Origin of the sequence: Vibrio sp. nBUS_14 (assembly GCF_051201655.1) — a bacterium.
Lineage (GTDB): Bacteria > Pseudomonadota > Gammaproteobacteria > Enterobacterales > Vibrionaceae > Vibrio.
On record NZ_CP179207.1, the window covers coordinates 894,926 to 914,295 of the forward strand.

A 19,370-nucleotide genomic window follows, 5' to 3' on the forward strand; every position below is an offset into this window, starting at 1 on the left:
GTGCGGATCTAGAAGGGCGATTAACTGACGCTTTCAATCAATTGAGCTTTGTTTGCCTGAGCTCAAGCGGAATGAACTCATAAAGGGTTCATTTCGCTAAGTGAAGCGTGTTAAGCCCTTTTGTGAGTCGGTGGTCGGTACTGCATGGACTGATCGTCTTTCATAAAGATGTTGCTTGCCACCAAACTGCCTATACAAATCGAACCTAGTGCAACCCAAGTTACGGTGTCCGGTATTTCGTTAAACAGTGGAATAGCCAACAATGTCGCGATGGCCGGAGTCGCACTACCGAATGCAGCTGAACGCTCAGCCCCTAAGGTGTTAACCGCATAAAGGTAAGTGAACGCCGCTACTAAACCAGCACCAACGCCTTGTATCGCTGAGTGTATTGAAAGCTCCGCTATTGGCCATTGCGCTATTGGCGTGACCATAAGGTGGCTAGGTAATGTTCCTGTTAAGATCAATAATAGTAATAACAGGGTCGATGATAAGGAAATAAACCCTGCACTGACTAGCGCGTTAAGGTTGGCGACACGAGCCGAAATGGTAAAGGTTGCCCACATTAAACTCGCACACAGGAATAGCAGGTGGCCTTTTGTGTATTCAAAGTTGAAATCACTTAGGCTACTCCCTAAGAACAGTAAGATCCCCAATAGGACTAAGCTGAGCCCGGCAATACGGTGTAGACTGAGCGGTTGTTTGAATAAAAGTACCGCAATACCCGTCACAAAGAGAGGCAACGTGCCCGGTACGAGCGCACTACCATGTGAAACGGGTACAAAGTGCATCGCCGTGCCGGTGACTAATAAATAGGGGAGGCCACTGCCAGCAAACATGCCAGCAAGGTAGCGCTTGGGCACTGAAGAGATAGCATCGCGGGCTTTCCAGAGTAAAGGAAATAGAACTAAGGCAGGAATGAGAAATCGGGTGAGTGCAATATCAGCGGGTGTCAGAGCTGAATTTGCGCCCCCTTTTAGTGAGAGAAAAAAGCTTGCCCAGATGAGCAGAGTAATCACGATAGATAGGTAGCCAAGATTCATAGTAAACAAGGACAATGGATGGTGCTTAATTATGAATTAAGAGTTGTGCCACAAGTTGGCAAGTTTTGACCTTATTTGAGCTTGGCTTGATGATTTTTGCTAATATTTATTGGAATGTTAACTCATTCTACTCAATTTGATTTTCTCATAAACTAAGGTTTCGCGTTTCTATGGACAGAATTGACAGACATCTACTCGAATTGCTGCAAAAAGACGGCAGATTGACGACCGCCGAATTAGCGGACGAAGTGGGTTTATCACCTTCTCCGTGTGCACGACGAATTAAAAGGCTGGAAGAAAAAGGGATCATCGACGGCTATCGCGTCAGTCTATCGCGAGAACAAGTCGGAATTGCCATGAGTGTCTTCGTTGAGGTGAGTCTAAATAATCACCAAGAAGTGTCGATCGATAAATTTGAGGGTGCTATCGTCGAAATGGAAGAAGTGATCAGCTGCCACGTGGTATCTGGCGCTTATGATTATCTGTTAGAAGTGGTCAGCCCAAATCTTATGGCCTATGAAGCGTTTACAAGAAAGCTGCAACGGCTCTCTAACGTAAAGGACATACATACCCATCTCGCGATCAGACAAGTGAAAGGTAATGCACCATTGCCTGTCTATGTTGACTAAGATTGACTGTTCTAAATAAGCTCGATTAAGCTGAAAGGGGGGCGATTACAAATTAAGGTTGATCAGTGAGCTGAAAAAGAAAAGATCTACTGCTGATAAAAGTCACAAAAACTAGACTAGGCTCGACGGCTTAAGATAGCAGACATAAAAAAGGAGCACCTTGTGAAAGGTACTCCGTATGTGTAGGTGCAAAATCAGTGATATTTAAAGTTGGAGATTGAACAATCTCCGGTTTTAACATTAATTCTGAATGAAAAAGCATGTGAATGGTAATCCACACCATCATTCCAAATTGTCTCTCCAAATATCTTACATAGCTCAAGCTCACTTACTGAACCGAACTCTTCCATGTGTTTAGCAACAGATAAAAGTTTACCTCTTATCTCTGCAGTCCCTTCCGTGTTACTCAAGCAGTTGAAAGCCATAGTCTTTTGCATATTACCTAGCCAAAATATTTCTTGTTATTAAGTTATATGAATAATCATGATAACAATTTTCTGGCGTTTGTAAATCTATTTTGTGATGAATATCTCACATATTTGCTTGCATTGGTCGGAAAGTGAACTTTATTGTTGATGGTTAGCACATTAGTTTACAGGCTATTGATAAAGATTTGATTAGCGGTTTTTTCTGGATATTTTTACAGGACAATGGTCCGTTATGACGAGAAATCCGGTCGATGAGCAGAGAAAGTCGAGTGTGGGTTTCAGTTTGAAGCATCGTTTATTGGTGCTTTTGCATGGCGTACTTCATCTATCATATTGGCTTCTTTACGATACTTTGACGACAGCCGACGGAATTTATTTCTGAGTGTATGAAGATCTTTCGAGAGCGATTGTGAACTTGTTACGTGTAACTGTGCGCTTTCAGATTGGCGCGGTAGCTTTGCCTTAGCACAGTGCTGAGCAACAGCTTGCCATGAGCGAGTGAGAAACTGAGCTCCCTGTAGTTCGCTAGAGATGACGTATACCTGTTTTAACAAAACTTTAGAGACATCAAAAGCGGTACTCATATGACTATTGAGCTGCACATTAAACCTTTCTTCATACTTCATACTTCATACTTCGCCCAAAGCCCAAAGCCCAAAGCCCAAAGCCCAAAGCTCAATGATCTGTGTTTCGTTGAAGTGTTTAGATAGCAGTGTTTGTGATTTATAGGTTGAGAGAACTTGGTTGAATCCTTTGGTGTATTGGTTGTAGCGACCTTCAAATACGAGTTGGCGATCCAACAGTGTTTGCCAGTTTTCACGATCGCAATGGCTTGCGACCGCGACATTGGCAATTAAAGGTAGACTCGTAATGATAACCTTTACCCAAAAAACGCATGACTTTCCTCTACTTACCGTGCTCTCTATAGAGAGTATAGATGAGTGGAAGCATGAGTTGATGTACACTTGAAGTAACCCTAAAACGGAAGAGCTGGTGGATTTGATGAAAAAAGCGCTGATCGCTTTACTTGTATTGTTAATATTGGGCGGAGGAGGAGCGGCGTACTACTTCTTTATTATGAAAAAAGACTCACTACCAGCAGAGAAAACCGAAGAGTCCGTTGAAGAAGTTGTTCAGACTGAAGATGATTTAAAACCGATCATGGAGCTTAAACCAGAACCAGAACAGACAGAGTTTTACGTTCAGGATAGAAAGCTTGAAGTGGTAGAACAACCAGAAGTTGATGGCTTAATAACCGATTACCTCTACAAAGGTGAAAAAGTCGAAGTACTTGAAAAGCAAGGTGAGTGGGCTCGTATCTCAGATTACATCGTTCTAAAAGAAGGCGGACCACAGACAGCTGAATGGGTTTCGATGTCTGGCTTATCCAATGATGGAGTGATTATTTCTGAGAAAGAAAGCATAGAGATATTGGATTCATATCTGGTTAAATCCGACGATCTTAAGATCCATAAAGAGAAGTTTCGCAATACGGTTGCCCAGCTGATCTCTGATGGTGAATGTGACCCAAGTGACTTTGAGGAGTTAGGTGGTTGGGTGAAATCGGTTAAGTACAGTGACCGAGATGCCTATTTCATTTATTGCGGCGGGTTATCGATTGAAAATAAAATTTATTTAGATGTAAATACAAATGAAATATTTACTAATTAGGATTTACTTCGCCATTAATATCAGATTTATTAATAGTGATTAGCCTTTCTATTTATTGATTTAGACGGCTTTGTTGCTTAATTCAGAGAGAAGGCATGCCTGCCCCATTGTGCTTAATTCTTAATCGATATACTGTGTTTCAGGCATACCAAGCCCTGTAAGCTTATTCAGGGCTTTAATCATAGCGTAAGTCTCGCCAACTTGAGCGTTGTAGTTCCTCAGGCTTAATTTCCCACCTAGCAGCTGTTTTACTCGGTACATCGCGGTCTCTGATAGAGAGCGCTTATGATAGCCATACCGCTCTTTCCAATACTTATTTGAGCCATATAACTTCTGGCAACCCACGGCGAGATTTCGGGGGTGACCACGCTCCCAGAAGGCAGCCCCTTCTCTTGGTGGGATGAGCGGAACAGCTCGCTTGATCCGTATGGCATCATGGCAATTCCTTGTGTCATAAGCGCCATCACCTGATATCTCAATGATTTTCCGACGTGTCTGATTGAGTAAGTTGGGGAGCACTTCGGCATCGGTTACGTTAGATAAGCTCAGCTCTGCTGCGACTATTTCGTGGGTGCTTGTATCTACTGCGATGTGCAGCTTACGCCAGACTCTTCGCTTCCCATCAGTTCCATGCTTCTTGACCTTCCATTCACCTTCGCCATAAACCTTGAGACCAGTGGCATCAATGGCTAGGTGTTGTATCGCACCTCTGGTTTTAGTTTTAAATGAAACCTCAACATCCTTAGATCGACGACTTATACAGGTGTAGTGTGGGCAAACCAGAGGGATGTTAGCCAGCTTAAAGACGGAGTCTAGAAAACCTTGCAGCGCTCTCAATGGCATAGAGAAAACGCGTTTCACCATCAGAGCGGTAGTAATGGCTAAGTCGCTGAATCGGCGAGGTCTACCACGCTTGCCTTGTTTGTTTTGCTTCCACTCGGCTAACGTCTCCTCATCAATCCAAAAGGTCAGAGAGCCACGGTTGATTAAGGCTTTATTATACTGCTTCCAGTTAGTTGTTTTGTAACGAGGTTTAGGCATGAGACTACGACGATTGATGGGTGTATCCGATCAGATCGTAGCTTCCTGATTTAGTTCCATCGATTTAAGCAACAAGGCCGATTTAGACTGAAAGCCCACTCTCTTGAGAGTGGGCTTTTTTATTTGTGCGCCGAGCATGGCGTTGATCTAGGAGGTGAAAGTCCTCTACGGGCTCAGTCGAGCGAGAACCGTTAGCCTATGCAAGGGTGTTCACCGTGAGGTGAAATCTGAAGGAAGCAAATGGCAAAACTTGGTTGTGACGAACAGAAATCTGATAGTAGGCCATTACAACTTGGGCAACCTAGCCATAGATAGAATAGTCCAATGCCTCGACGGGAAGTGTGTAGTGGTAAATCAGGCACAGCCAAGGGAAAGAACAACGCCTTACCTCGGGAGATCTTATTGTTTGTCTCAATAGAGACTAATACAGCAGTGATGTTGTGTGATGGACAATAAGAAGTCAGCAGAAGGCATAGTACTTTGAGAATGTACAACTCAAAGGAAGGCCTGAACTGAATATATCAAGAAGCAGTCACTAGACACTCAATCATGTGGAGTCATAGCAAGATGAAACTCATCTCTACGTCCCAAAGGGCAATACCGCAAGTAAAGCTCATGGATACGAAGAATGACAAGCATGGTCGGCGTAGACAGGAGGGCGAGTCTTGGTGACCTCAACTTCGTTGATGGAGCAAATTTGCTCTTCAACCAATTTGAATCAAGCTCTTAGACGCGTGAAGAAGAACAAAGGGTGTGCAGGAGTCGACAAGCTCGACATCAACGCCACTATCTCAAGACTTCGACAGGCATCAAACGGGCAAGAGCTTCGCCAGATTCTTCTGGATGGAAGCTATCAACCTCAATCTGTTCTTGGTGTAGAAATCCCCAAAGCTAGTGGTGGCGTAAGGCAATTAGGTATCCCAACAGTCCTTGATAGGGTAGTCCAATAGGCAATCACATCAGTGCTGTCATGTATCTATGAGCCGAAGTTCTCCGACAATAGTTACGGGTTTAGACCCAACCGCAGTGCGCACCATGCATTGGCGGCCGCCAGTCGCTACATCCGAGAGGGTCGAGGTTATGTAGTAGATATAGACCTAGCAAAATACTTCGATACAGTGAATCACGATAGGCTAATGCACAGGCTGTCACAAGATATTGCTGATAAACGCGTGTTAAAGCTAATTAGGTCATACCTACAGGTAGGCATAATGCGACATGGACTAGTTGAGCAGAGACAACGAGGCACACCCCAGGGTGGGCCATTATCTCCGCTACTATCAAATATTGTATTAGATGAACTGGATAAAGAGTTAGAGCGTAGAGGGCATAAGTTCTGTCGATATGCAGATGACTGCCAAATCTACGTGCGTAGTGAGGAAGCCGCTCATCGAGTCAAAGAGTCGATAACGGAGTTCTTGGAGCAGAAACTAAAGCTGACGGTAAACCGTAAGAAAAGTGCAGCAACGAGAGTGACAAAGCGAACTTACCTAAGCCATCGCTTCCAGATAGACGGAACAATCGGGATATCGAAGACGGCACAAGCTCAAATGAAGAAGCGAGTACGTCAGATAACGAAGCGAAATCGAGGACGAGAGTTACAGGTGATAATCACGGAGTTAACTCAATATCTAAGAGGATGGCAACACTACTTCAAGCTTACTGTTCGTAAAAGTGCAATGCAGCGCTTAGATGAATGGATACGGCGTAGGCTAAGGTGCTACCGACTAAAGCAGCGCAAACGCAGACACAGCATAGCGACATGGTTACAGCGACAAGGTGTAACGGAGCGTAATGCGTGGAAGCTAGCGATGTCAGATAAGGGTTGGTGGCATCTAGCTTTAACGCCACAGGTTAATCACGCCATGCCAATAAAATGGTTCGAGGGGTTGGGGCTGTACTCATTAAGAGATGGGTACGAGTCACTGAAAGTATATTCGGAACCGCCGTATGCGACCCACGCTTGTACGGTGGTGTGAGAGGACGGAGGCTGCGAGGCCTCCTCCTACTCGATTCCATTCACTTTCATTCATCTGGTCATAATGTTAGATCCGACATTCCGCACCTCATTTAGGAATAAATTGCTTCATATAGCTTACCTAGCAATTGAAGCAATCTCCTCTGATGGTCTTGAATGCCGGTGATAAACCATTGTTCGCCGAACTCAAGTGTATCGACCCCTTCAAATTTTAAAAACACCCAGCGAGCAGTTGGCTTAGATGTGGTTTTGTTCTTAACCATGCTTGGAAAAAATTCTTCAGTAACAGCCAACTCTTCACGTATCTTATGCTCGAGTCCAGCATAAACTATTAGGCTTAAGGTCATTATCATGAGTAAAGCTTCGATGCGTTGTGGTTTTTTTAAGAAGATAGATGATGTTAAAAACTCAGGGCTTTTAAGGAAGCGAAAACCTCGCTCGACTTTCTGTTGTGACTTGTAGTGTTCCAGTAACGCAGCCATATCGAGATCGGTACTTTCAGTATCATTGGTCGCAAGAATGAACATACCAACTTTAAGCTTCGCGAGTTTTACTTTTTCTAAATCAGTGAACGGATTTGCTTCAATTTTGTAGTGGTATCCAGTTGGAACCTCATCTTTTTTAGGGCGCCCTCGGCCAGCAAACTCGGGCACTTGCCGTATCTCACTTTGCTCGAAACTCAACAGTTGGCATTGACTCTGAAATTCACTCATAGCCTTTTGTGCATCAGTCGCACAGGCAAATTGTTTCTTAGCTAATTGAGCTAGAGATTTAAGCTCTTTGGTCAGATTTTTATCCAAATTTTTATAAAAAGTGGCTTCTTCTCGCTTTGTCGCTTGCTCGCTGTTCACTAACAACCATCGCTGCTTCACGTTGCCATAATCAGATTCAATCCAGTGCCCCGAATAACCATTACCGATAGGCTCTAATTGCGCTGGCGATAATGCCAGTAGAGCTTGTTTGGCCATTTTAATGGTCATTGGGACGCGTGTAATGAACTTCTGCTTTTGTTCATCAAGTGAGCAAATACTGTCTGACGTGTATAAAGCTGCATCAGCAATAAAGTAACGACTATTTTGCGCGGCTTTAAGACAGTGAATATGGCGCTTAGTGACCTCTGCAAATGCTTTTGCATCGTTCGTGTTTCCACTGAGAGCCTGCATATAAACAGGGAGCCCTGCTTGATTTTCACAAATTAATTCAAGGACAACCTGATTCAATTCAGGTCGGTGATCTCGACTATAACCTTTGACGAGTTGAATAGAATTAATGTCATCCTCTGCTGATTGAGCATATTCACCATCAACATGGAAACTCGTTATATCAAGGTGGACAGACTCTGTCTTGAGGCCCAATTTTTCAACGGTATGCTCTGCAATAACTTGATATAAAATAGATACATCAGCTTCAAATAAAGCATCTAATGTGCGCCCAAGAACATCATCAGTTAAGTGGTACGCTTCTATGTTTTTAGCAAGCAGCTTTGATATTGGCTTTGTCTCGAAAAAGTCAGAAAACATATGCAATGTTCGACTATGGAAGCCCAAACCGTTCAAAATCATGGCTAGAACGGCATCACCGTGTGAGACATTATGCTCTGAATACTTAGGAATTATGCGGTCGATAAGCCCGGGTAAATCAATCTCATGACAGAATGCAGCGATTAATCCAAGATGATCTAAGCGTTTTATGACAGGTTGAGGAGCAGACATCGCAAGTTACCGGCAAATAAAAGTAATAGATCAAAACGGGGGATCTGCGTCAAGTCTCAACTGCAATCATTATTGATAAATGATCGTGGGATCACACTAATTAAAATCTAGAATTGGCTGCGGAATGACGGTTAGATAATGTGAATTTAATATTTACTTATATTGAAATTTATATAGAAACACCTCGATAGATTTATTAATAGGAAATAGAAATCTCGATATTATTCCTACGATCAATTGTTTACTTTCCCAATATTGCATTCTCATTGAAACACGTTAAGTAGTGTCATTTTATGTAAAGTAAACAAAGGCTTATCGACTTGGTGATATAATTAATGCTTAATAAAGTCTTTGGATATCAGTAGTTTGTTGGATTTCACATAAGCGTAACATTTCATAGGTTTTGGGATGTAAGTCAGATTTTTAGCCATAACATGCAAATATTTTTTATTTGTAATAATACTTTTTTATTTTAGATGTAATCTTTAATTAAGAAAAACGTAAAGTTTAATTATCGACTAAGACATTATCTTATTAACACCATTGTTATTTAATTGCTTGTAAGGGATGGAACCATTAATGAAAAAGCTTGCTTTAATTACAGGATCAAAAGGCGGTATCGGCTCAGCAATTTCTTCTAAATTAGTCGCGGATGGCTATCGTGTTATCGCGACCTATTTTACTGGAAATTATCAGTGCGCACTGGATTGGTTTAACGAAAAACAATTTACTGAAGAGCAAGTGCGATTGTTTGAATTAGATGTCACCAACACCTCTGAATGTGCGCAGAGCTTGAGCAAGTTGTTAGAAGAAGAAGGCACAGTGGATGTTTTGGTCAACAACGCAGGTATTACACGTGATAGCGTCTTCAAAAAGATGAATGCCGAAGCTTGGAAAGAGGTGATTGAGACTAACCTCAATAGCCTTTTCAATATGACACAGCCTCTTTTTGCACCGATGTGTGAAAAGGGTAACTGCCGAGTCATCAATATTTCGTCAGTGAACGGTCTTAAAGGTCAGTTCGGACAGACCAACTATTCCGCAGCAAAGGCTGGAATGATTGGTTTTTCAAAAGCACTGGCTGCTGAAGGTGCAAGAAGTGGTGTGACAGTAAATGTGGTCGCCCCTGGCTATACTGGCACGCCTATGGTTGAGCAAATGAAGCCTGAAGTCCTTGATTCGATTAAAAACCAAATCCCAATGAAACGTTTAGCGACGCCTGTAGAAATTGCAGACGCAGTAGGCTTTTTAGCAAGTGAATCTGGCGCGTACATTACAGGCGAAACACTGTCTGTGAATGGCGGCTTGTACATGCACTAATAAGTGAAACTTAAGGGGATTGGATGATGGAAAAGGTATTTATTGTTGCTGCAAAGCGCACACCTATTGGTGCATTTACTGGGTCATTAAAAAGCATCACAGCCGGTGAGTTAGCGGGCGTCGCGATTAAAGGGGCGCTGGAGTCTGCAGATGTTCCATTAAACGTGATTGATGAAGTAATTGTTGGGAACGTGATTTCTGCGGGACAAGGAATGGGTGTTGCCCGTCAAGCTTCTCTCTACGCAGGCCTTGCTGAAGAAGTCCCGGCTTATGGCGTCAAGCTTCTCTCTACGCAGGCCTTGCTGAAGAAGTCCCGGCTTATGGCGTCAACATGATCTGCGGCAGCGGTATGAAATCGGTTATGGATGCTGTGGCTCACATCAAAGCAAAAGATGCTGAAGTCGTTATTGCTGCGGGTGTTGAGGTGATGTCTCAGATTCCTTTTATTGTGCCACCGAGTATTCGCAACGGGCACAAGATGGGTGACATCTTAATGAAGGACTTGCTGGTGAGTGATGGGTTAACAGACGCGTTCAATCATTATCACATGGGCATGACGGCTGAAAACATCGCTAACGCTTTGAATATTTCGCGTCTCGCACAAGATAACTACGCGTTAGAAAGCCAGCAGAAAGCGGTAGCCGCAATCGAAGCGGGCAAATTCAAAGGACAAATCGTCCCTGTCGAAATTAAACAGCGCAAACAAACGCTGACATTTGATACGGATGAATACCCTAAGCCTGATGCGACGTTTGATGGCTTGCAAAAGCTCCGTCCGGCATTCAACCGAGAAGGAACTGTTACCGCTGGAAATGCGTCAGGCATCAATGATGGCGCAAGTGCCATTATTTTAGCGTCTGAATCTGCGGTTGTGAAATATGGCTTGACGCCACTGGTAGAGCTAAGTAGCTACGCACAATCTGGTTTAGACCCAAAGGTCATGGGATTAGGTCCAGTAGAAGCGGTATCTAAAGCGTTAGACAAAGCGGATTTAACTTTAGAAGAAGTCGAGTTGTTTGAGTTGAATGAAGCCTTCGCTGCACAGGCGTTAGGCGTAATGTACCAGTTGTCTGAACAACATGATCTTCCGCTTGAAGCGTTCAAATCTAAAATTAATGTCAACGGTGGCGCTATCGCACTTGGTCACCCTCTAGGGGCATCAGGTAACCGAATTATTGTTTCACTCATCCACGAAATGATCGAGCAACATACCAATTATGGTGTTGCTTCACTTTGTGTGGGCGGGGGAATGGGAACTGCTGTTTTGCTTAAAGGTATTGAGGGTTAGAACTCGACATGCCGTAGGCGAGCCAAATTAGTTTTTAAGCTATTTATTTTTTAACTACTTCTTTATTAAGCTATTTCTTCACTAACTATGTATTCACCAGGAGTTACTTATGTACACGGATATTTTCAAAACAATTACTGACCAGACTGAAAAGCAATTTGAACCGTACTTAAAGTTCAACAAGTTGGTTGCAAAGAACGTTCAAACAATGACCGAACTACAAATGAATGCGCTACAGACTTATACCGACATGGGTCTTGCACAAATGAAAGCAGTCAGTGAAATCAAAGATGTAAACAGCCTAACTGCATTCAACAGCCAGCAGCTAGCAGCGCTAACTCAGCTGTCTCAACAGATGATGAGTGACAGCTCAAAAATGCAAGCTGCTGCAAAAGAGTTCAAAGAAGATGTTGAAACACTAACAACTGAAAACTTGAAAACAGTTACACCTGCATAAAACTAGTCGCCATCGAGCTAGTACAGTTTGGCCTGAGCGGCTTGGTGGCGATTTTCCGATTATTGGAGTCATGTTATGTTTCAACACTTCTTTTCGGACTACCTTGTTAAGCTTCAACAAACGAACCAGCAATGGTGGGAAAATTTTGAAAAAAACAAGGAAGCCGTGCAATCTCCCCTTAATCAAGCGATGCAAGAACTGAATTTTGATGACGCATCAAAAATCTTCGAGCAAGCCGCAAACCAACCAGCCGTTCTACTTCAGCTGCAATCCCAATGGTGGGAACAGCAACTGAAAATCTGGCAAAACGCAGCACTGATGGGTAACACTGAAAGCATTATCACTGAAGATCGTGGTGACAAGCGTTTTATCGATGATGCATGGAAGAACGACCCTTTCTATAGCTTCATCAAGCAATCTTACTTGTTGTTTAGTAAAAGCTATATCGATACCATTAACTCGATTGAAGGCATTGACGAGAAAACCAAAGAGCGTGTAGCGTTCTTTTCACGTCAGGCTATCAATGCCATGTCCCCAAGCAATTTTATCGCGACTAACCCGGAGTTGATGAAGCTGACTCTGGAGAGAAATGGTGAGAACCTTCTTGATGGGTTAGAGCAGTTGCAAGCGGACGTGGAAGCGAGCGCTGACATCCTTAAAATCCGCATGACTAGGGCGTGTTGATCTTTGCTGTACATTCCGTGTTCAACAATACATCGGTAGCCACATTAACATGAATGCCAGTGATAACATGTTGGCATAATTCCTTTCTAGCTTGTCATATCTACTTGAAATAGCTCGATAATGCTTAATTCTCCCAAAGGCATTTTCGACCAAGTGACGATACTTGTATAGACACCAATCCATACTGTCTTTGTCTATATCTTGTCCGTAATTGCGTTTAGCAATTACTGTTTCTCCGCCACGTTCCTTAACAAAAGTACGGAAAGGTTCGCTGTCATATCCTTTATCACAAACGATGGTATTAACTTCATCGAGTTGCTCAACTAAGCTTTCGGCATGCACTATATCGTGGCGTTGTCCCTCTGATAAATCAAAGCAAATCGGCAGGCCACCACTATCTACAGCTAAGTGAATTTTGGTTGAGTTGCCCCCGCGACTTTTTCCTATTTGCTCTGAACTTTCAGTAGCTGCACCTGTACTATGCTGATGCGCTCTAACTATAGAGCCATCAAGAAATACCCATTCAAAGTCAGCCATGCTAGATAAGCTTATGAAAAGATTATCTAAAATCCCTTTCTTTGACCAAAGATTAAATCGTCTGTAAACGGTACTCCACTCTCCGAACTCAGAGGGTAGATCTCGCCAAGGAATACCTGTTCTCATTCGATAAAGTATTCCTTCAAATGTCATTCGATGTTCAGTTTTATCGTAAATACGACCTGTACTTTTCATAACTTGGAGTAGCAGTTCCCAGCGAATATCAGTTAGCATTGTTCTTGGCATGGTATTGGTTATGGTTTTACTTTTGGCGAAGCAAATTATAACTCTTTACCATGCTGTTCAAAAAACACTCACGAAAGATCAACACGCCCTAATAACAACGCATTCCGACTGGGTGTGGATGTCGCGAATACAGAAGGTGATGTCGTCTTTCAAAATGATTTGTTTGAACTGATTCAGTACCACCCAAAGACACCACAAGTTAATGCGACACCATTGTTGATCGTTCCGCCGTTTATCAATAAGTACTACATTCTCGACCTCCGTGAAAAAAATTCGATGGTGCGTTGGCTACTTGACCAAGGGCACAGCGTATTTATGATGTCTTGGCGCAATCCGGGTGAGGCGCAGAAAGACCAAGAATTCGGTGACTATGTCACGGAAGGTGTCGTTAAGGCGGTTACCGCTATTGAAGACATTACCGGTAAAGAACAAATCAATGCCGCAGGTTATTGTATTGGCGGTACGGTACTCGCTTCTACGGTGGCTTACTATGCGGCTAAGCGCATGAAAAAACGTATAAAAACGGCGACCTTCTTTACCACGTTATTAGATTTCTCTCAGCCGGGTGAGGTTGGGGCGTACATCAATGAGACGATAATCGACGCGATTGAGAAACAGAACGACGCAAAAGGCTACATGGATGGTCGATCGTTGAGCGTGACGTTCAGTTTACTTCGAGAGAACAGCTTGTACTGGAACTACTACATTGATAACTACCTCAAAGGGAGTAGCCCGATGGAGTTCGACCTATTGTACTGGAACAGTGATAGCACTAACGTGGTGGCTAAATGTCATAACTTCTTGCTGCGCGAGCTCTATCTTGAAAACAAACTGGTTCAAGATAAAGGCGTGAAAATAGGTGGTGTTTGGATTGATTTGAATAAGATCAAAATACCAAGCTACTTTATCTCAGCCAAAGAAGACCATATTGCTTTGTGGCAAGGGACTTACCGTGGTGCATTAAACACAGGTGGCAACAAAACGTTTGTTTTAGGCGAGTCGGGTCATATCGCAGGTATTGTTAACCATCCAGAGAAAAAGAAATACGGCTACTGGTTGAACGACAACCTAGACGACTCTGCTGACGAATGGCTAAATAACGCAAGCCATAATGAAGGGTCATGGTGGACACATTGGGATCAATGGTTACAAGGCTTTGAAGCTGACGAGAAAATCGAACCTTTCAATCAAGGTTCAGAGCTTCACCCTGTGATTGGCAAGGCGCCGGGTAACTATGTAAAACAGGTGCTGCCGATTGTTGATAAAGCAGTTGTCGATAAAGAGATCGTCGATCCAGACGCTTCGAAAAACCAAGCGTAACGTTTTTCCTCTTACTTAACAGTAGAAATACCTTAACAATAGAATTACGAAGCTCCAGGCAATAAGAAAGCCACTGAGTTCAGTGGCTTTCTAGTATCAACTCATCTCAAAAATGATTGGCATAAATTGAAGTGATTTCGACTCTTAATCGATTTCTTTGTCTTTACCCATAGATAAAATCCAAAGAGATACGGCTGCAACACCTACAAAGCCACCAAGAATGATAACTGGCATAGCACTGTAACCTAGGATGTGCCAAATTACGCTTTCTAAAGTACTCATTCAATTGCTCCTTATTGCCAGCCTTCAACACCGTGCATGTCTGGTAGTTTATGTGCGATACCTTTGTGGCAATCTACACATGTTTTTTCACCAGAAGCTAGAGCCGTTGAGTGTTGTTTCGCACTACGAGGGCTCTGCTCTGAGAAGTCCATGTAATCGAACTGGTGACAGTTACGACACTCAAGTGAGTCATTGCCTTTCATCCGTTTCCACTCACGTTCAGCAAGGTGAGCACGACGTGCTTTGAACTTTTCTTCAGTATCGATGGTTTTTGCAATAAAGTGCGCGTACAACTCTTTAGATGCCTGAACCTTACGAACAATTTTATCTGTCCACTCGTGAGGTACGTGACAATCTGAACAGATAGCACGAACGCCTGAGCGGTTAGAATAGTGAATTGTTTCTTGGATTTCAGCAACAATAGGAGCGTGACAACCAGAACAGAACTCTTCCGTGTTGGTTGCTTGCATGCCTGTGTTAAATGCACCCCAGAACAAGAGACCGCCTGCGAATCCCAAGAAAAGTACAACGCCTACCGCTGCTTTACTTGGTGTCGCGAGTCTTTTCCAAAACGCTTTAAGTAATTTTATCATATATAGCCTCTCTTACCGTCTGGCTACGATTAACGCAGTGAATCTACAGGTTTGAACTCGTTCTCAACTAGTGGCTTAGCATTCGCTTGAGGTACGTGACACTGTAGACAGAAATAACGACGAGGTGAAACGTCTGCAAGTACCGCATCTTCACGGTTCATGTAGTGAGTCACGCTCACTTTAGTCGCACCCATTTCTTTTGCGTTTTTCCAGCTGTGACAAGAAAGACATTTGTTCGCGTTAAGAGAAACTTCATAGTTACGAATAGTATGAGGCACTAGAGGTGGTTGGTATACGTAGTCACTCTCGAGTACTTGGTCTCGAGGGAATTTTTTGAAGTCATCTGCTGCGCGAGTTGCTTCAAGTTCACTTGCACCACGTAGAGATTCTACGCCACCAATGCCGCCTGGGTTATCCAGTTCAGCTTGAACTGCACCAGCTAGCAAAAGACCAGCTGATAGTAGGGCAGTAATCAGTTTTTTCATGTTAATTTCTCCGCCTAAAGGCTAATTCTTTGAGAGGACTACTTTTTTCAAACTTTATAGAAAACAGTAGCCCAATATCAAATACATAAGAATTCGTTTCTAAAATACTAATGTGTCAGTAATTCAGACGCTTAAGCTACCTTAGTGATCTTTACTGGACACTTTTTGTAGTCCGTCTGTTTAGACAGAGGATCCGTTGCATCCAAGATCAACTTGTTGATCAGAATTCTTGCATCAAAGAAGGGCACGAATACCAAGCCTTGTGGTGGACGGTTACGGCCGCGAGTTTCAACACGAACACGAACTTCACCACGCTTGTTCTCAATAAGAACTTCGTCACCACGGCGAAGACCGCGAGCTTTAGCATCAGCAGGGTGGATGTAACAAAGTGCATCCGGTACTGCTTTGTAAAGTTCGGGTACACGACGAGTCATAGTCCCTGTGTGCCAGTGCTCAAGAACACGACCTGTACATAGCCACATATCGTATTCATCGTTTGGTACTTCAGGTGGCGCTTCGTACGGAGCATTGATGATCAGTGCCTTACCGTCTGGCTTGCCATAGAAGTCCCAATCAGAACCTTTCTTAGCGTATGGATCTGACCCTTCTTTAAAGCGCCATAGTGTTTCTTTACTGTCAACAACAGGCCAACGTAGACCACGAACTTGGTGGTAGCGATCGTATGGTGCTAAATCGTGACCGTGGCCGCGGCCAAAGCTTGCGTATTCTTCGAAAAGGCCTTTTTGAACGTAGAAGCCTTGAGCTTGTGCATCGTCATTAAGTTCTTGAGCTTCAGATAGCGGAAATGCATCAACGTTACCGTTTTTGTACAGTACATCGTACATCGTTTTACCACGATGCTCCGGTGCTTTAGCTAGAAGCTCTTCGCCCCAAACTTCTTCGACAGTGAAGCGTTTAGAGAACTCCATAATTTGCCATAGGTCAGACTTCGCATTACCTACGGTTTTAACTTGTTGATACCATGCTTGTGTACGACGTTCAGCGTTGCCGTAAGCACCTTCTTTTTCGATCCACATTGCTGTTGGAAGGATAAGGTCAGCTGCTTGAGCTGTTGCTGTTGGGTAAGGGTCAGAACATACAATGAAGTTGTCTGGGTTGCGGTAACCTGGAAGACGTTCAGTGTTGATGTTTGGACCCGCTTGCATGTTGTTGTTACACATTACCCAGTACGCATTGATCTTGCCGTCTTTAAGCATACGGTCTTGAACAACTGCGTGAGCCCCCGGTTTCGCTGGGATAGTGCCTTCTGGAAGTTTCCAGATGTCTTCTGCAATCTTACGGTGTTTAGGGTTAGCAACCACCATATCTGCCGGTAGACGGTGAGAGAACGTACCAACTTCACGAGCTGTACCACACGCAGATGGTTGGCCAGTTAGTGAGAATGGACTGTTACCTGGAGTAGAAATCTTACCTGTAAGAAGGTGAATGTTATACACAAGGCTGTTCATCCATACACCACGAGTATGTTGGTTCATACCCATAGTCCAAAGTGACATTACTTTGATGTTTGGATCTGCGTATTGCTTAGCCAGCTTGATAAGGTCATCTTGAGAGACACCTGACATTTCAGATGCTTTTTCAACCGTGTATTCAGCAACAGAAGCTTTGTAGTTCTCGAAGCTAATATCCGTCATTTTGCCGGAGTTAGGGTTCGCAGCGGCTTGCTGTAGTGGATCGTCGTCACGAAGGCCATAACCGATGTCTGTCGTTGCTTGCTTGAAGTTCGTGTGTTTGTTCACGAAATCCCAGTTAACCGCATCGTTTTGAATGATGTAGTTAGCAATGAAGTTAGCAATCGCTAGATCTGATTGAGGTTCGAAGATGTAACCCGTGTCTGCAAGCTCAAAAGAACGGTGGTAGTAAGTAGACAGTACGTTTACTTTAACGTGTGGGTGGCTTAGACGACGGTCTGTAATACGAGTCCATAGTACTGGGTGCATTTCTGCCATGTTTGAGCCCCACAGAACGAATGCGTCTGCGTGTTCAAAATCATCGTAACAACCCATAGGCTCATCGATACCGAAAGTACGCATGAATGCGCCTACCGCAGAAGCCATACAGTGACGAGCGTTAGGATCGATGTTGTTTGAACGGAAGCCGGCTTTCATCAGTTTAACGGCTGCGTAGCCTTCCATTACAGTCCACTGGCCTGAACCGAACATACCAACGCCTGTTGGACCGTTCTTCTTCAGAGCCGCTTTCCATTTCTCAGCCATTACGTCGAAAGCTTGGTCCCAAGATACTGGTGTAAAATCACCATCTTTGTGGAACTCGCCGTCTTTCATACGAAGAAGAGGCTGTTCAAGACGGTCTCGGCCGTACATAATTTTTGAAAGGAAGTAGCCTTTGATACAGTTAAGGCCTTTGTTTACAGGTGCTTCTGGGTCGCCTTGAGTCGCAACCACTTTACCGTTTTGAGTACCAACTAGTACCGAACAGCCCGTACCACAAAAACGACAAGGCGCTTTATCCCACGTGATTTTTGTTTGATCAGAGCTAGCAATCAGATTGGTTGCTGTTGCTGGCAGAGTTACACCTGCAACGGCTGCCGCTGATGCAGCCGCGTTTGCTTTCACAAACGCACGTCTTGTCATTTTCATACTTCACCCTCAAGTTGAGAATTTTTGCTTCCAGTTTCTAAATCCGTTTCGTCTAGCTCAGTCTCGATTTGGTGATAAACTAAAGCTGTCCCTAAAACGTTCTTAATGTTATTTATTGCTTCGATGGTGTCCGTTACAAAACCTTGGTTTTCGGTTTCTAGGACCACGATGATTTTGCCTTCAGGACTGTCCCCGTAGATCTCTGCATTATCAAATTTTTCGATTTCTGCTTTGATCTCGACCAGATGTTCTGGGCTCACATGCACGACTAAACTTGATATATGCACTTCATTTAGTGCCATAAATTGCTCTCGTTATTTTTGTTTTATGAATTACTCACAAGAATCGCTGAAGTAGGGCAAGCGGCTACGCATGCTCCACAACCGTTACACTCATTTAACTCGATTTTTGGCAAAGCCACACTGCCTGCTCTAAGTTGGAATTGAATGGCCATAGGTTCACACATGTCACCACAGCTTCGGCACTCAACATTTTGTTGCGCTAAACACTTACCCGAAATACGTGCTCTTGCTTGCCAAGGCTCTCCTTGCTTTGGCTTGAAAATGGGTTCAGGGCAAACATCTGCACATTGATAGCAGAACGTACATTCATCGATAGAAAAATCGACGGTAGGAAATCCACCATCGCCTACAATGATTATCTTGGTCTCACAACTCTCGACGCATTTACCGCAGCGCGTGCAGTCATCTGTAAAGCTCTCTAGGTTGTTAATCCAAGGCAAACGAATCTGGCTTGAATCAACTTTACTTCTAGAAAATAGACGGCGTTTTGATAGATCTACCACTAGATACCTCTAGATGTTGCTAATATGTTGTAATTGTGGGGCACTATTCTATTAATATCTTGTCATTAACCCTCACAAATAGTGTAGTTTTAGAAATGATTGTATAAATACCCCCTAAGGGCTAATTAGGGGCATATATTGTCTTAGATCAATAAATCACAAAGCGAGTGATCACATATTGAATGGAGCTATGATTTTCGACGTGTGACAATACGATCTTACGGGTTACTCAT

Annotated in this window: 15 protein-coding genes and 5 pseudogenes; 8 read left to right on the top strand and 12 right to left on the bottom strand. The window is 43.5% G+C overall.

The window, feature by feature from the left end:
- Positions 1-110: 110 nt before the first annotated feature.
- Positions 111-1,040, bottom strand: coding sequence for a DMT family transporter (locus ACMAZD_RS21585; protein ID WP_435250529.1), 930 nt, complete (start codon positions 1,038-1,040; stop codon positions 111-113).
- 170 nt (positions 1,041-1,210) lie between these two features.
- Here ACMAZD_RS21585 and ACMAZD_RS21590 point away from each other — a divergent pair, with 170 nt between their 5' ends.
- Entirely contained in the window at positions 1,211-1,669 is a 459-nt protein-coding gene (locus ACMAZD_RS21590) for an Lrp/AsnC family transcriptional regulator (protein ID WP_017105870.1), read from the top strand.
- A gap of 194 nt (positions 1,670-1,863) precedes the next feature.
- On the opposite strand, the gene ACMAZD_RS21595 is transcribed toward ACMAZD_RS21590, so the two are convergent.
- Positions 1,864-2,106 carry a hypothetical protein gene (locus tag ACMAZD_RS21595; RefSeq protein ID WP_102435739.1) on the bottom strand — a complete coding sequence of 81 codons (243 nt, stop codon included), beginning with the start codon at positions 2,104-2,106 and terminating at the stop codon, positions 1,864-1,866.
- A gap of 269 nt (positions 2,107-2,375) precedes the next feature.
- Positions 2,376-3,023 (bottom strand): annotated as a pseudogene (locus ACMAZD_RS21600) (hypothetical protein).
- A 67-nt stretch (positions 3,024-3,090) separates the two neighbouring features.
- Between ACMAZD_RS21600 and ACMAZD_RS21605 the strand changes: the two are divergent.
- Positions 3,091-3,768, top strand: coding sequence for a hypothetical protein (locus ACMAZD_RS21605; protein WP_435249425.1), 678 nt, complete (start codon positions 3,091-3,093; stop codon positions 3,766-3,768).
- A gap of 120 nt (positions 3,769-3,888) precedes the next feature.
- Here ACMAZD_RS21605 and ACMAZD_RS21610 read toward each other — a convergent pair whose 3' ends face one another.
- The gene (locus ACMAZD_RS21610; protein WP_435246996.1) at positions 3,889-4,809 is read right to left on the bottom strand and encodes an IS5 family transposase; all 921 of its coding nucleotides are present in this window, start codon (positions 4,807-4,809) and stop codon (positions 3,889-3,891) included.
- A 686-nt stretch (positions 4,810-5,495) separates the two neighbouring features.
- Here ACMAZD_RS21610 and ltrA point away from each other — a divergent pair.
- A pseudogene (gene ltrA, locus ACMAZD_RS21615) lies at positions 5,496-6,788 on the top strand (group II intron reverse transcriptase/maturase).
- Between the two features lie 91 nt (positions 6,789-6,879).
- Here the strand turns inward: ltrA and ACMAZD_RS21620 are convergent.
- Positions 6,880-8,499 (bottom strand): IS1634 family transposase, encoded by a 1,620-nt coding sequence (locus ACMAZD_RS21620; protein ID WP_435249426.1) that lies wholly within the window; start codon positions 8,497-8,499, stop codon positions 6,880-6,882.
- Positions 8,500-9,078: 579 nt separating this feature from the next.
- On the opposite strand from ACMAZD_RS21620, the gene ACMAZD_RS21625 reads away from it, so the two are divergent.
- The 4 genes and pseudogenes from ACMAZD_RS21625 to ACMAZD_RS21640 all read left to right on the top strand — a co-directional run.
- Positions 9,079-9,819 carry an SDR family oxidoreductase gene (locus ACMAZD_RS21625; RefSeq protein WP_435249427.1) on the top strand — a complete coding sequence of 247 codons (741 nt, stop codon included), beginning with the start codon at positions 9,079-9,081 and terminating at the stop codon, positions 9,817-9,819.
- 26 nt (positions 9,820-9,845) lie between these two features.
- A pseudogene (locus ACMAZD_RS21630) lies at positions 9,846-11,107 on the top strand (acetyl-CoA C-acetyltransferase).
- Between the two features lie 109 nt (positions 11,108-11,216).
- Positions 11,217-11,564 (top strand): phasin family protein, encoded by a 348-nt coding sequence (locus tag ACMAZD_RS21635; RefSeq protein WP_435249428.1) that lies wholly within the window; start codon positions 11,217-11,219, stop codon positions 11,562-11,564.
- 75 nt (positions 11,565-11,639) lie between these two features.
- A pseudogene (locus ACMAZD_RS21640) lies at positions 11,640-12,236 on the top strand (class I poly(R)-hydroxyalkanoic acid synthase); the annotation flags it as partial.
- 33 nt (positions 12,237-12,269) lie between these two features.
- On the opposite strand, the gene ACMAZD_RS21645 reads toward ACMAZD_RS21640, so the two are convergent.
- The gene (locus tag ACMAZD_RS21645; RefSeq protein ID WP_435249429.1) at positions 12,270-13,031 is read right to left on the bottom strand and encodes an IS5 family transposase; all 762 of its coding nucleotides are present in this window, start codon (positions 13,029-13,031) and stop codon (positions 12,270-12,272) included.
- 90 nt (positions 13,032-13,121) lie between these two features.
- Between ACMAZD_RS21645 and phaC the strand changes: the two are divergent.
- Positions 13,122-14,351, top strand: a pseudogene (gene phaC, locus ACMAZD_RS21650) (class I poly(R)-hydroxyalkanoic acid synthase); the annotation flags it as partial.
- A gap of 144 nt (positions 14,352-14,495) precedes the next feature.
- Here phaC and ACMAZD_RS21655 read toward each other — a convergent pair.
- The 6 genes from ACMAZD_RS21655 to napF form a co-directional block, all read right to left on the bottom strand.
- The gene (locus ACMAZD_RS21655; RefSeq protein ID WP_008219295.1) at positions 14,496-14,633 is read right to left on the bottom strand and encodes a TIGR02808 family protein; all 138 of its coding nucleotides are present in this window, start codon (positions 14,631-14,633) and stop codon (positions 14,496-14,498) included.
- Between the two features lie 11 nt (positions 14,634-14,644).
- Positions 14,645-15,226 (bottom strand): NapC/NirT family cytochrome c, encoded by a 582-nt coding sequence (locus tag ACMAZD_RS21660; protein WP_017105877.1) that lies wholly within the window; start codon positions 15,224-15,226, stop codon positions 14,645-14,647.
- A 29-nt stretch (positions 15,227-15,255) separates the two neighbouring features.
- Complete coding sequence (locus ACMAZD_RS21665) at positions 15,256-15,711, bottom strand: nitrate reductase cytochrome c-type subunit (RefSeq protein ID WP_435249430.1); 456 nt, start codon at positions 15,709-15,711, stop codon at positions 15,256-15,258.
- 131 nt (positions 15,712-15,842) lie between these two features.
- A complete protein-coding gene (gene napA, locus ACMAZD_RS21670; RefSeq protein WP_435249431.1) occupies positions 15,843-18,332 on the bottom strand; it encodes a periplasmic nitrate reductase subunit alpha in 2,490 nt (829 codons plus the stop codon).
- Positions 18,329-18,634, bottom strand: a complete 306-nt coding sequence (locus tag ACMAZD_RS21675; protein WP_435249432.1) for a chaperone NapD — start codon at positions 18,632-18,634, stop codon at positions 18,329-18,331. The genes napA and ACMAZD_RS21675 overlap by 4 nt, the downstream gene beginning before the upstream one ends.
- 23 nt (positions 18,635-18,657) lie before the next feature.
- Positions 18,658-19,137 (bottom strand): ferredoxin-type protein NapF, encoded by a 480-nt coding sequence (napF, locus tag ACMAZD_RS21680; RefSeq protein WP_435249433.1) that lies wholly within the window; start codon positions 19,135-19,137, stop codon positions 18,658-18,660.
- Positions 19,138-19,370 lie beyond the last annotated feature (233 nt).

Coding starts and splice junctions, on each gene's coding strand:
- ACMAZD_RS21620 (WP_435249426.1), bottom strand. CDS start 8,499: ATGTCTGCTCCTCAACCTGTCATAAAACGCTTAGATCATCTTGGATTA.
- ACMAZD_RS21675 (WP_435249432.1), bottom strand. CDS start 18,634: ATGGCACTAAATGAAGTGCATATATCAAGTTTAGTCGTGCATGTGAGC.
- ACMAZD_RS21635 (WP_435249428.1), top strand. CDS start 11,217: ATGTACACGGATATTTTCAAAACAATTACTGACCAGACTGAAAAGCAA.
- ACMAZD_RS21595 (WP_102435739.1), bottom strand. CDS start 2,106: ATGCAAAAGACTATGGCTTTCAACTGCTTGAGTAACACGGAAGGGACT.
- ACMAZD_RS21625 (WP_435249427.1), top strand. CDS start 9,079: ATGAAAAAGCTTGCTTTAATTACAGGATCAAAAGGCGGTATCGGCTCA.
- ACMAZD_RS21665 (WP_435249430.1), bottom strand. CDS start 15,711: ATGAAAAAACTGATTACTGCCCTACTATCAGCTGGTCTTTTGCTAGCT.
- ACMAZD_RS21655 (WP_008219295.1), bottom strand. CDS start 14,633: ATGAGTACTTTAGAAAGCGTAATTTGGCACATCCTAGGTTACAGTGCT.
- ACMAZD_RS21645 (WP_435249429.1), bottom strand. CDS start 13,031: ATGCCAAGAACAATGCTAACTGATATTCGCTGGGAACTGCTACTCCAA.
- ACMAZD_RS21585 (WP_435250529.1), bottom strand. CDS start 1,040: ATGAATCTTGGCTACCTATCTATCGTGATTACTCTGCTCATCTGGGCA.
- ACMAZD_RS21610 (WP_435246996.1), bottom strand. CDS start 4,809: ATGCCTAAACCTCGTTACAAAACAACTAACTGGAAGCAGTATAATAAA.
- napA (WP_435249431.1), bottom strand. CDS start 18,332: ATGAAAATGACAAGACGTGCGTTTGTGAAAGCAAACGCGGCTGCATCA.
- ACMAZD_RS21660 (WP_017105877.1), bottom strand. CDS start 15,226: ATGATAAAATTACTTAAAGCGTTTTGGAAAAGACTCGCGACACCAAGT.
- ACMAZD_RS21590 (WP_017105870.1), top strand. CDS start 1,211: ATGGACAGAATTGACAGACATCTACTCGAATTGCTGCAAAAAGACGGC.